The sequence below is a fragment of the Tautonia marina genome (genome assembly GCF_009177065.1).
Taxonomy (GTDB): domain Bacteria; phylum Planctomycetota; class Planctomycetia; order Isosphaerales; family Isosphaeraceae; genus Tautonia; species Tautonia marina.
In genome coordinates, this window is sequence record NZ_WEZF01000010.1 from 205295 (window position 1) to 217622 (window position 12328).

The window sequence follows — 12328 nt, forward strand, 5'->3', positions numbered from 1 at the left end:
GCCCGCGTCGTAATGCTCGATCACGAGCGAGGCCCCGTCGATGGATGCCGGGGCCCTTTGTGTTTTCGATTCTCCCGGTTGTGCTGCCGGTTCGTCCTTCGGAAGCTACGAGGGACGATTCATCGAGATGCTATGAATAGGTTGGTCGTTTCGGCGAAGAACTTCCGCCGAGAGCCGTTCGTGTCCCCATTCCGAACCGTGTGGGACGAGTCGGTTCCAACGTCCGACCTTGGAGCATATCGATGGCAACAATTGATCGACGCGGTCCCCAGGGCCGTGGCGAAGGTGGGCCACCCTCTCGCTGGTCCGGTCTTGTGGTGGGCCTGATCGCCGCCCTGGTCGTGGGTGGGTGGTTTCTGTACGGTGCATGTCGTCTTGAAGTCGGCAAGGGGAAGCAAGCCGTCCTGATCCGCAAGGTGGGGCACAATCTGGAACCCGGCATGGAGATCGCCGCGGCCTGGACCAAGGAGCGCGGCTACACCAAGGGAGTCCAGCCCGACGTCCTGACCGAAGGCCGCTTCTTCTACAATCCGCTCTTCTGGGATTGGGAAATTACCGATCAGTTCCAGGTTCCCGAAGGCAAATGCGCGGTGACGGTCTCCCTGGTCGGCGATGAGCTCCCGGAAGGTCGGGTGCTGGCCGACGAGACACAGAAAGGCATCCGTCCCGGTGTGATCGAAGCGGGAGCCCGGGTCGCCTACAACCCTTACACCACCGAATTCCTCATCTTCGATCCGGTCGATGTGCCGACCGGCTCCCGAGGCGTCGTGACCTTGCTCTCTGGCCAAACCCCGAAAGACCCGAACGTCGTGCTGGTCGATGAGGGGGAACGCGGCGTTCAGCTCAAGACCCTGCCCCCCGGCAAGTACTTCATCAACCCCTTCGAGCAGCGGATCAGCGTCGTCGATTGCCGGACCCGCATCTTCGGGCTCAACGAGGACGCGGACATCACCTTCCTCTCGGCCGACGGCTTCAACATCTCGCTCGATGGCGCGGTCACCTTCCGCGTCTCCGAGGAACGGGCCGCCGAGGTCTTCGTCCTCTACAACGAAGATTTCAACGGCGAAGCCATCGACGATGAAATCATCGCCAAGATCATCACCCCGTATGCCCGTTCCATCTGCCGGGTCAACGGCTCGAAGCTCGACGCCGTGCAGTTCATCTCCGGCGACGACCGAGAGCTTTTCCAGCAAGACCTGGAGAGCACGCTCTCGGCCCGTTGCGAGGATCAAGGCATTGAAATTCTCCAGGTCGCCGTCACGTCGGCCTCGGCCCCCGAGGAGATCCGCGCCCCGGTCCGAGCCCGAGAAGTCGCCAAGCAACAGCTCGAACAGTTCCTCCAGGAGAAACTTCAGCAAGAGTCTCAGGCCGAGCTCCGGGTCAAGAACCTGCTTGCCGAGCAAAAGGCCCGCCTGATCGAGGCCGAGCAAGAGGTCGTCGAGAAGACCACCAAGGCGATGCAGGATCAGGAGGTCGCCGTGACCGAGGGCGAGCAGCGGCTCGCCGTCACCCAGACCCAGCTCGAAGCGGCCAGGAACCGGGCCGCCGCCCTGCGGTCCGAGGCCCAGGCGTCGGCCGATGTCATCCGATTCAAGAACGAGGCGGAACTGGCCGGCCTCGCCCTCCGCGTGACAGCCTTTGGCGGTGACGGTGGATCGCTCGCCCGGAACGTTCTCATCGGGAAACTCGCTCCCGCGTTCCAGTCGATCCTCTCGAACTCCGACGGCCCGTTCATGGAGCTGTTCGGCTCCTTTGTCTCGGACACTCCGACCCCTGGTCTGACCCCAATGCCAGCGCCATCCCCTCGATCACCCGACCCGTCCGCGGGCAGTGATCCCCTGGCGAATGGTGACACCGACACCTCCGAGTCGCTCCCCAACAATCCCTTCCGAACTGCGGAGACGAACCGATGAACCCCCGAACGCTTCAACGCCTGATCGGGGTGGCCGTGACCCTGACGGCCCTCTTCGTCGGCGGCTACCTGATCGCCTGGAAGTGGGTCGTTTGCCGCGTCGAGGTCCCTCCCGGCGAGAGCCTCTTGCTGACCTACCGAGGCCCCTTCCCGCCCCTCCGATCGGTGCCGACCGCTCCCCGAGGAACGCTCGTCGAACTGGACCAGCGCGGTCGTCCTCAGCAGGTCGGCATTCTCCAAAATATGCTCGGGCCAGGACGGCACTTCATCAACCCACTCGAATACAAGTACGAACGGATCAAGGATACCCTCGTCAAGCCGGGGGAGATCGGCGTTCTCACCGCCAAGTTCGGTGAGCAATTGCCACAAGGCCAGTACCTCGCCGATCGTGAAGGCCAGCGCGGCATTCAGCGGAAAGTGCTGACTCCCGGTCGATACCGGATCAATTCCTACGCCTACGACACAGAAATTCTTCCCGTCAACGCCTGCGTGAAAACCAATGGCGGCGTCCAGCACCAGGCTGGAGACGCCCTTCTGATTCCCGCGGGCTACGTTGGAGTCGTCACGAACCGCTCGGAGGATCTCCGAACCTCCGCTCGGCGTGGAACCCTCGATGACGTGCTTCAACCAGGCATCTACTACCTGAACCCTTATGCCACTCAGATCGACATCCTCAGCATTGGCTACAACGAGACAACCCTCTCGGTTGAGGCCGAGGTTGGACCCGATGGCAAGCCTCTCTACAAGGCGATCGAGCCCGTCGGCGTCGATTCGGCAGCCCCCCTGGGCCGCGATCCGGTCTACCGAAAAGACAAGGGCATCTGGTTCCTCTCACGTGATGGCTTCGACATCTTCCTGGACTTCACGACCATCTGGGGCATCCTCCCCGATCAGGCCCCCGACGTCATCCGACGCTTCGGCAAGTCCAGTGAAGAGGAACAGAACGTCTTGAAGGTCGTCGAGGAACAGGTTGTCCTGCCGGATATCGGCTCGATCTGCCGGATCAACGGCTCCCGGCATGGTGCCGTCGACCTTCTCATCGGTGACAGCCGAGAAGCCTTCCAGACCGATACCTCCGAGGAACTGGAAGCCTCGTTGAAGCAAAAGAACATGACACTCCTGTTCGGTTTGCCTCGCCAGATTTATGTCCCGGCCGAGGTCCGAGAGCCGATTCAGCGTTCCAAGATCGCGACCGAAGTGAAGTTGACCAACGAGCAGAAACAGCTCACCGCCGAGGCCGAAGGCGACCTGCTGGAGGCCAAGGCCAAGGTTACCCTTGAGGAACGTCGGGTCGCCGCCGAAACCGAAAAACTGTTTGCCTCTGCCCTGGCTGAGGGTGAAAAGCAAGCCCGGCAAATCGAGGCCGAAACCGAAAAACTCGTTGCCGAACTCGACGCGCAGACCGCCGCCATTCAGGCGGACATTACCACCACCATCGGCGAGGCCGAGGCGGAGAAGGTCGAGTTGACCAACGCCGCGCAGGCCGAGCGTTACCAACGCTACGTCGAGACGCTCGGAGGCCCCGAGGCCTACAACCGTTACCTCTTTGCCGAGAACCTACCCGACGATCTCCGCCTCGGCATCTTCCACGCAGGACCGGGCACCTTCTGGACGGATCTTCGCGGCTTCGAGCAAGCCTTGCTCGGCAAGCTCGCATCCGATTCGATCGCGCCGGGATCTTCGCCCGATGATCTCCCTGCTTCCAGCCCGAGCGTGCCTCGGCCTGCATCCGTCCGCAGCTCGGATCGACGCTGAACCATGCCAATCACTGTCGATTCATGAAATCACCTCGCCCTCGCCCTGAGCCGATACCTCAGGGCGAGGGTTTCTCACAGAACCGACCGCAATTCTGGCTCACCCGTCAATCTCCAGAGACGGAACCGTCACACCCAGCGCCTCGGCCAGTTCGACCAGTTTCGACCAGTGGCCGTCCGACAGCGCAATCCCCTCTCGGGTCCGAGTTTCCATGACCCTCCGTTCCGGATCGCCCGGCAAGGTGATCGAATCCACCCCCTCGGCCGTTGGCGTGTTCCGGACGAATCGGGAGACACAGGTCGATTCCCGGAGCATCGCATCCCGCCCCGCAAACCGCGCTGGGTCGAGCAGTATGAACAGCAGGTTGTTCCCTCGGGCCGGTAGAGCCCCTTCATGGCAAGCCCTTCCCCCGGAGAAACCAGCGGCCAGCATGTCGAGCACCAGGGCCAGGCCGAAACCCTTGTAGGCCTGCGTTCCTCCCATCGGCAGGATCGAACCTGATGGCTCGGTATAGAGCACGCTCGGATCGGTCGTCGGCTTCCCTTCATGATCAAGCAGCCAGCCCTCGGGAACCGGCTGCTTGTTGATGTGATAAACCCTTACCTTTCCTTCCGCAGCGACGCTAGTGCCGAAATCAAGCACAACCGGCCCGTCCTCTGTCGGCACGGCGGCGCAAAGCGGGTTGGTCCCGAGCCTCGGCTCCAACCCTCCCGGCGGAGAAACTCGCTGACCGGCGCCATTGTTATTGACCGTGGCAAGCAGGACTAGATCGAGAGCCGCGGCCCGTTCGGCATACTCACCCAACCGCCCGATATGGCCGCAGTCCTTCGCGGCTCCGGCCGCGATCCCCATTGCCTGGGCCTTGGGAATCAGGTGATCGAGCAATCGGTGCGCTTGCACCTGTCCGAATCCCCATTGTCCATCGGCGACGATCAGGGCTGGTCCCTCGCTCTCAATCTTCAGCGGAACGCCGGGCTTGTAGATTCCCTCCTGGACGAAGCCCACATATTGCGGCACGCGCATCACGCCGTGTGAGTCGTGTCCTCGCAGGTTCGCACCCACCAACCCCTCGGCAACCACCTTCGCTTCCTCGACAGGCACGCCGACGGCATCGAAGATCCGGACGGTGAACTCGTGAAGGGACTCGGGTCGGATCGTCGGCACGGTATCGGCTCCCTGATTGTGGTGCGAAGGTACGCTCAAGACCTCGATCATACTTGCCCATGCCGCGAATTCAACGGCCGCCAGGAATGGGCCAATCCACCGCCCCGACGGGCGATTCCACCAGCTCACCCCTCAAGACTGTCACCGCCTGCCCGGCCAGCTCCACTCGATCGCCGAGCACCTGAACATGAACCCGGCCACCTCGCGTCGAAACCTGCTCTCCCACCAGAACGTTCCGTCCCAGCCGGTCGCTCCAGAACGGCCCCAGGGCACAGTGTGCCGATCCGGTGACCGGATCTTCATCGACTCCCGCGGCCGGGGCGAAGAAGCGGGAGACAAAATCAACCCCTTCCCGCTGCGAGGCTGCCGTCACAATCGATCCCCTGATGGGCAGCAGCCGAAGGCGTCCCAGATCCGGAGCCAGGGCTCGCACCTCAGCCTCGTCGTTCAGTTCGACAAGCATGTCCATCCGGTTTCCCCCCACGAATCGAGGGGTGGTGCCCAATGCTTCGCACAAGCCCGCTGGTGCCTCCCGCACTCGAATCGGCTCGGCCGGGAAGTCGAGGGCAATCAGCGATCCAGACCGTCGAGCCGAAAGGCGACCGGAGCGGGTCTGAAACACCGCCGTCGCTTCGAGAGGAAGATGCTGATCTTCCCAGAGCACATGCGCCGCGGCCAGGGTGGCGTGGCCGCACAAATCGACCTCGACCGTTGGCGTGAACCATCGCAAACGATACGCGCCGTACTCCTCTTCGGCCGACTCCGGAACCACAAACGCGGTTTCCGAGAGATTCATCTCCCGCGCAACGTTCTGCATCCACGACTCGTCCGCGGGACCGTCGAGCACACAGACCGCCGCCGGATTTCCGGCAAACGGGCGATCCGCGAAGGCATCCACGTGAACAATCCGCTGGCCCATTGATTCCAGATTCCTGAAGACGGGTGATCTCGGAAGACGCTGCGTTCGTCCCCTTCTCGAAGAAACGTTACGTGTCGTCACCAAAAGGTTCGCGTTCCGGTGTCCGAACACCCTGGATTGCCTCGAATTGATCGAGCGCGAGGGGAAGTTGCTCGGCAATCTGTTGCATGGTCAAGGTCCGTCGGCTGGGGTCCGGCTCCAGTGCCCGCCGGACGATCGTCGCGAAGGAATCCGGGACCTCTGCGGCAAGCGTTTCGGGGTCGATCGTTCGGATGGCGTCGAGCGCCTGAAGAATCGTCCTCGCCTGAATCGTCGGCCGACCGGTCAAGAGTTCGAACAGGATCGATCCCATTGCAAACAGGTCCGAGGCCATCGAGGAGGGCTCGCCTCTCACCTGTTCCGGCGCCATGTAGCCAGGGGTGCCCGTCAGCCCGGCAGAGGTCCCCAGGTCGTCGCGATCCACCGTATCCATCGGGTCGGCGGGATGTTCGATCCGACGAGCGAGCCCGAAATCGACGATCTTCGCATGCCCCGAGGCATCGACCAGGATGTTCTGCGGCTTCAGATCTCCATGAACCACCCCCGCCTCATGAGCCGCGGCCATGCCCAGAGCAATCTGTCGGGCAATCTCGACCGCTTCGGCGATCGTCAATGTGCCCGAGGCAATCAAACGGTCAAGTCGCGTCCCATCGAGATATTCCATCGCGATGAGCGGAACACCGTCGTTGTCATCCACGGCATAAACGGTACAGATATTCGGGTGATTCAACCCAGCCGCGACCCGCGCCTCATCGAGTAACGCTCGCGGCCGAGCACTGACTCCCGGTCTGAGCACCTTCAAGGCCACCGGCCGCCGGAGCGTCTCATCGATGGCAAGAAAGACTGCCGCGAAGCTCCCTTCCCCCAGCCGTCGCTCGATCCGATACTGCGCCACAACCCGTCCCGGAGCCAGGAGCCGGGTCGGATCGAGGACCGCGTCTCCCAGACCCCAACCCGAGGGACACATCCCTCCGCTTTGCAAGGCACCGAGAACGCGGAGCACTTCGTCAGCCCGTCGGCCAACCCCAAGCGCATGGACCGTTTGATATTGGATCTTCCCGTCCGGATCAATCAAAAACAATCCCCGCAACGCAACTCCTGGAGGGTCCTGGTACACGCCGAATTCACGGCTGACACGACCTCCCTCGTCGCTGGCCAGGGGAAAGGCAATCGCACCGAGTCCCCCGCGTTCCGGTTCCGTCGCGAGCCATCGACGATGCGAATCAATCGAGTCGCAATTGATGCCGAGAATCGCGCAATTCATTCGAGCAAACTGATCGACTCGGTCAGCCAGTGCTGTCAGTTCGGTCGGACAGATCAGGGAGAAATCCCTCGGGTAGAAGATCAGGGCCAACCACCGCCCCTGATAGTCGATCAACCGGACCCGACCCATCCCCTTATCCGCCGAAACGGCCGGCAGGTCGAATTCCGGAGCAGCGCGGCCGATCATCGGCTCGACAACGGACATCCAACTGTCTCCAACACAGACGTTCCAGGATCACCTCGAGCGACGGAAACCGTACGATTGGCCCGACGGTTCTATCATAGAGCAACCTCGGAGCGTACGAACCATCGCCCGTGAATTCCCCTGCCGGTGCATTCCCTTCTCACGCCTCCTCCATGACGACCATCTTCCTTCTCCTTTGAAGTGTCACCGTGAGGATGACTCAGCCCACCCCCTTGTTGACACCGAAGGATTTTCCTGGTCAATAAGATCCTGCCCGGGACACTTCGATCCATTTGACCGAAGGAGACGCATGCAATGATCAAACATCAGGCAGTGATGGTTCTTCTCTCACTCGTTGTCTCAACACCAATGCTCGGCTGCGGTGGTGGAGGCGGGCCGAAACCTCCCATGGGGAAAGTTTCGGGAACGGTGACCCACAACGGAAGCCCGCTGACCGAAGGCTCCGTCGTCTTCTCTCCCGCTCAGGATAAAGGCTCCGACACGGGGCATGTTGCTATCGGCAAAATCGACACCAATGGACGTTTTGTCCTGACAACGTTCAACACCGGCGATGGAGCGGTCCTTGGCCAGCACGTCGTGACCATCCAGGCCAAGACCGCACCGAAGACCACTCCGGAACCGAACCCGGACGGCACAATTACGTTTGAGTATTCCCTTGGTGGCGGCGCGACGATTCCCGCCAAATATGAAAATCCCGAGCAATCACCGCTCCGCTATACGGTCGAACCCGGTTCAAATACTTTCGAAATCGACCTCACTGACTGAGGGAGAACCAGCCGCCCCTATTCCGAGAACGTCCGGGCAAAGGATTTCAACGCCATCGAAGGCTGAGCAGTCCTTGCCGAGCCGCCTCATGGTTCGGATCGCAAGCCAGGGCGGCCTGAAACCAGGCCGCCGCCATCTTCGAATCATTCAATTCGAGGCAGAGCGTTCCGAGCCGATAGCGGACTTCGGCCGAATCGGGCGACTGGTCGGCCTCTCGAATCAGGTTCGAAATGGCGGTTTTCACCTCGGTTAACTCCTGAGAGCGGGCCAGATCCTGGTCGGCCTGCTCCGGATGCCCGAGTCGCCGGTGGGCCTGGCTCCGGAGATAGAATCCGTCGGGATTGATCGGCTCTGCGCCCAGTGCCTCATCCAACGCCTCGACTGCGGCCGAGAAGTTTCCTTCAGCCAGGTCGATGCGTGCCCGTTCGGCAAGCATGGCCGGATCATCAGGAACGGCGTTCAAGCCCTGCTCAAGGTGGTGTCGAGCGTCGGCTCGCTCACCCACTTCATACAGGCTGCGGGCCAGCAAAACCAACCGATCCGGCTCATTGACTCGTCCCCGACAGGCTTCGAGCAACCGGATCGCCTCGTCGTGGCGGCTCAGTTCCATCAAGACCTCCGCCAGTTCCATCCGTACGTCCGGCTGATCGGCATTGGCCTTCAAGGATGCCTGATACGCGTCTCGGGCCTCCTCGTATTCGGCATGTTCTTTCTGGATCAATCCCATCGTCCGCCACGCGGGAGCGTCGCCGGGCTGGAGCCGAGTCAAGGTCTCAAGCGAATCAATCGCAGTCGATAGATCTCCCAGTTCATACGAAGCGGCGGCCAGCCACCGAAGCGTCTCGATCTGGTCGGGTCGCCGGCGAAGCGCGTCCTGAAACCAAACCGCCGCACGGAGCGTTTGCCCCGCCGCCATCAGCGTTCGACCTTTCCAGAACGCCGTTTCGGCCGCCAGGGGCCCCTCGGCATCAATCTGGTCGAGTGGCTCGACCGCCTCCGATGGTCGTCCTCGATCAATCGCTGCCCGAGCTCGAAGTAACAAGGCCCGAGGTCGCGTTTCCGGCTCTTTGGCGGGAACGTCAAGCCATTGCAATGCCTCAATGGGACTTCCATCTTCCAGGAGTCGCTCGGCCTCTTGAAGATGACGTTCGGGCCGCCCCTGCCACCAGTACACTGTCACCACGCCCAGTAGAAGCACCACAGCAACGACCATCAGTCCAAGCCATCGGGATCTCTCCATTGCAGACATCCACCAACGAAAAAAAAGGAATGATCAAGCGGATTTTTTGTTGACTCACCCGTGGTTATGCACCAGCATGACATACGCCTTTCATTATGAGTCGTGCATGAAGGCTTGACAAGCGAATCAAGGAGACGCTTCGGCATGGTCCTTTTCTCTCTCCCAAGACGGACCACGACGGGCTCCAGCCCTTCTCGATCCTCGGGGTTCACCCTGATCGAGCTCCTGGTGGTCATCGCTATTATTGGTGTTCTCATCGCGCTCCTGCTGCCGGCCGTTCAGGCAGCTCGTGAAGCAGCTCGACGCGCGCAATGCACCAACAACATGAAGCAGATTGGCATCGCACTGCACAATTACCACGACACTGTGGGGGCCTTCCCAACCTCATTCTGGCGTGCCACGCCTGTTTACAACGCGGCCACCCCTGGCGTCCACCCCGAGGCTCGCTGGGGGCATAGCTGGATCGCCATGACGTTGCCTTATCTGGAACAGCAGCCGATCTATAACGCGATCAATTTCAACGTTGGTGTCGCGGGCGGCCCGGGTGGATTGCATACACAAATGAACCACACCGGAATGATGACACCGATTAGTACCTTGATGTGCCCAAGCGACCCGTCTCCCACCTTTTCTCCTTACACTCGCGTTGATACGGGGGTCGGCTGGAACTTCACGACCAATACCGCGCTGAACTCGGGGCCAAAGCTCAGCTATGTCGGAAGCCTGGGGGACAATCACCCCGATGACCCGAACTGGTGGCCGTACACCACCAGTCTTCCCGTGGCTCGAAACAACGGCTTCGGTGAAGGAAATACCCACACCGGTATCATGAATCGTTCGGGGGGTACGACCTCGATCCGAGATATTATCGACGGTACAAGCAATACCTTCGCCGTCGGTGAAACCCTCTTTGAATCGTGCGACTGGTTCACCTGGCCGAACCCCAACGGAACCACCGGCACCGTCAATGTTCCGATCAATTACGAGGTGACGGAACACAACGGCGACGCGAACGGCATTCGAGACAGCCGAAACTGGCGAGCGGGGTTCGGCTACCGCAGCCAGCATTCCGGCGTCGTCAACTTCCTGTTTGCCGATGGCAGCGTCCGTGCCATCAAGGAAACGATTAATCGTGATGTTTATCGATGGCTCAGCACCCGAGCCGGGAACGAACTGGTTTCCAGTGATCAGTACTGATCGCGTCGACGGCGATCTGTGACGCTCACTTCCTCGCTGGGGTCGGCACGACCCCAGCGTCTCCCATTCGCAGAGAGTTCAACGTGTGATCGTGCCTTGTTCTGTTCACACGATTGACCACAACGCACGCCCCATTCGGCCATTGTGGTCAATCATCCCCCTCCTGGTGCAATCCCTCTCTCGCATCCGACCGCAGGTGAACTTGCCGTGAGCCCTCTCCGAGTCCGAACCCCTGTCATCCTGACGTTGCCCTCGCTGCTGATCCTGCTCCTGGCCAACGGGTGTGGCACCCCCTCGACCCCCGAACCGGGCGCCGACAGTTCCGTGGTCATGGAATCCAATCCTGAACTCTTCCGTGAGTTGCAGGGCAAGCTCAGCGACTTGATCAATGAAACGAGCATGACCTATCAGCAGCTCGACTACGACTACGCCGAGGATTTGCTCGACCGGCTCGACCAGTACGAAGCGTATTTCGCTAACGGATCAGACGGTGATCCTCCTCGATTCATGCCCAAGCTCGAAGCCGAGGAAGAACTTGACCATATCCGTGAGGTCATTCGCCGCTGGGAAGACCAGACCGGGAAAAATCTCCGCGAAGAAGTCGATGCCCTGAAAGCCGATGTGGCGGCCCGCACCGGCGAAGAACAATTTTACCCCGAGTTTCAGAAGAAGTTTTCGCTCGCCTTCGACGACTTCATCAAGGTCGAAGTGGCCGAAATTCTTGAGCGTCGCAATCGGATGATTCATCAACAGGCCGAGACGCTCCTCGCGCCTCATCGCGAGGAACATCCTGAGATTGTCGAACATTTCGAAGCGATGCTCGCCACTCCCCAGTACGCCCTTCCCGATCAGAACGCTCAATCCTCCTCGCCTTCAGCGTAGTCCATCGGATCGCGCGCCACCTTCCCGATGCGTCAGATCCGTTGGATTCTGAGTCCCGTCCCCACCGAAAGTCCTCCCTCGCACAATCGTTGCCAGATGGTGGCCAGGGTGTTGCACGATCGTCGATTGCGTCGCATGATCCCTCCGAGGTCGTTTGATCAAGGATCGCTGCGGGGCCATTGACCGATGTCCACCGAATCGAAGCATGAGGTCGCAAGCCTCTGGACCTTCGTTCCCTACGTTGCTCCGATGCTTGCCTACATCCTGTTGACTCAGGCCGAGGCGTTCATCCCGGAGGAACAACAAACCTCTTGGTACCCGGTCGCCTACACCGTCAAGGCCGTCCTGACCGCGATCATCATGGTCGTCTTTGGCCGATCTGCCTGGGCCGACCTGAAGAAAACACCAGCGATCGGGGGCTGGGTGCTGGCCGTGGTTCTTGGGGTCATGGTCACGGTCGTCTGGGTCGGGATCGACGGCCTCTATCCCCCACTCCCCTTTCTCGGTGGGGGAACTCGTGAAGGGTTCGACCCAGGCGTGCTCGGCCCGGCGAGCTTCTGGGGGTTTGTGGCAATCCGCATGATTGGCCTGGTGGTGCTCGTCCCGATCTTTGAAGAACTGTTCTGGCGGTCGTTTCTCATTCGAGTCGTGATCGACCCCGACGATTTCCGACGTGTCCCGATTGGACGGGTCACGCCCCTGGCCGCGGTCGTCTCCTCCGCCGCGTTCATGATGGTCCATCCCGAATGGCTTCCGGCCCTCCTGACCGGCCTGGCCTGGGCTGGGCTCTTGCACCTGACCCGAAGCGTTTCGGCCTGCGTTCTGAGCCACGCTGTGGCGAATCTTGTGCTGGGAATCTATGTCTTGACCACAGGGCAGTATCATTTCTGGTAGTGGTCGCCCCTCACCAAGCCGTCGGACCGCTTGATCGACGGAAGGCGTTGAGATGACGCGACGACCGACATTTCAACCCTTCTCCCGAGACAC

Annotated in this window: 10 protein-coding genes; 6 read left to right on the forward strand and 4 right to left on the reverse strand. The window is 61.0% G+C overall.

What is annotated here, in order from left to right; translation table 11 throughout:
• Nucleotides 1-242: 242 nt before the first annotated feature.
• Both GA615_RS14070 and GA615_RS14075 read left to right on the forward strand, forming a co-directional pair.
• Nucleotides 243-1913, forward strand: coding sequence for an SPFH domain-containing protein (locus GA615_RS14070; protein WP_152051933.1), 1671 nt, complete (start codon nt 243-245; stop codon nt 1911-1913).
• Nucleotides 1910-3667, forward strand: coding sequence for an SPFH domain-containing protein (locus tag GA615_RS14075; protein WP_152051934.1), 1758 nt, complete (start codon nt 1910-1912; stop codon nt 3665-3667). The genes GA615_RS14070 and GA615_RS14075 overlap by 4 nt, the downstream gene beginning before the upstream one ends.
• A 99-nt stretch (nt 3668-3766) precedes the next feature.
• Here the strand turns inward: GA615_RS14075 and GA615_RS14080 are convergent, their stop codons facing one another.
• The 3 genes from GA615_RS14080 to GA615_RS14090 form a co-directional block, all read right to left on the reverse strand.
• Nucleotides 3767-4831, reverse strand: coding sequence for an Ldh family oxidoreductase (locus GA615_RS14080; protein WP_152051935.1), 1065 nt, complete (start codon nt 4829-4831; stop codon nt 3767-3769).
• A gap of 70 nt (nt 4832-4901) precedes the next feature.
• Nucleotides 4902-5750 (reverse strand): PhzF family phenazine biosynthesis protein, encoded by an 849-nt coding sequence (locus tag GA615_RS14085; protein ID WP_152051936.1) that lies wholly within the window; start codon nt 5748-5750, stop codon nt 4902-4904.
• Between the two features lie 67 nt (nt 5751-5817).
• Entirely contained in the window at nt 5818-7257 is a 1440-nt protein-coding gene (locus tag GA615_RS14090; RefSeq protein ID WP_152051937.1) for a protein kinase domain-containing protein, read from the reverse strand.
• Between the two features lie 294 nt (nt 7258-7551).
• Between GA615_RS14090 and GA615_RS14095 the strand changes: the two genes are divergently transcribed.
• A complete protein-coding gene (locus GA615_RS14095) occupies nt 7552-8022 on the forward strand; it encodes a hypothetical protein (protein WP_152051938.1) in 471 nt (156 codons plus the stop codon).
• A 46-nt stretch (nt 8023-8068) separates the two neighbouring features.
• On the opposite strand, the gene GA615_RS14100 is transcribed toward GA615_RS14095, so the two are convergent.
• Nucleotides 8069-9262: a tetratricopeptide repeat protein gene (locus tag GA615_RS14100; RefSeq protein WP_161602335.1), complete on the reverse strand. Its 1194-nt coding sequence runs from the start codon at nt 9260-9262 to the stop codon at nt 8069-8071.
• A gap of 144 nt (nt 9263-9406) precedes the next feature.
• On the opposite strand from GA615_RS14100, the gene GA615_RS14105 reads away from it, so the two are divergent.
• The 3 genes from GA615_RS14105 to GA615_RS14115 all read left to right on the forward strand — a co-directional run bounded on the left by GA615_RS14105 (nt 9407) and on the right by GA615_RS14115 (nt 12235).
• A complete protein-coding gene (locus GA615_RS14105; protein WP_152051940.1) occupies nt 9407-10459 on the forward strand; it encodes a DUF1559 family PulG-like putative transporter in 1053 nt (350 codons plus the stop codon).
• 207 nt (nt 10460-10666) lie between these two features.
• Nucleotides 10667-11341, forward strand: a complete 675-nt coding sequence (locus tag GA615_RS14110) for a hypothetical protein (protein ID WP_152051941.1) — start codon at nt 10667-10669, stop codon at nt 11339-11341.
• A gap of 186 nt (nt 11342-11527) precedes the next feature.
• Nucleotides 11528-12235 (forward strand): CAAX prenyl protease-related protein, encoded by a 708-nt coding sequence (locus GA615_RS14115; protein WP_152051942.1) that lies wholly within the window; start codon nt 11528-11530, stop codon nt 12233-12235.
• Nucleotides 12236-12328: the final 93 nt, after the last annotated feature.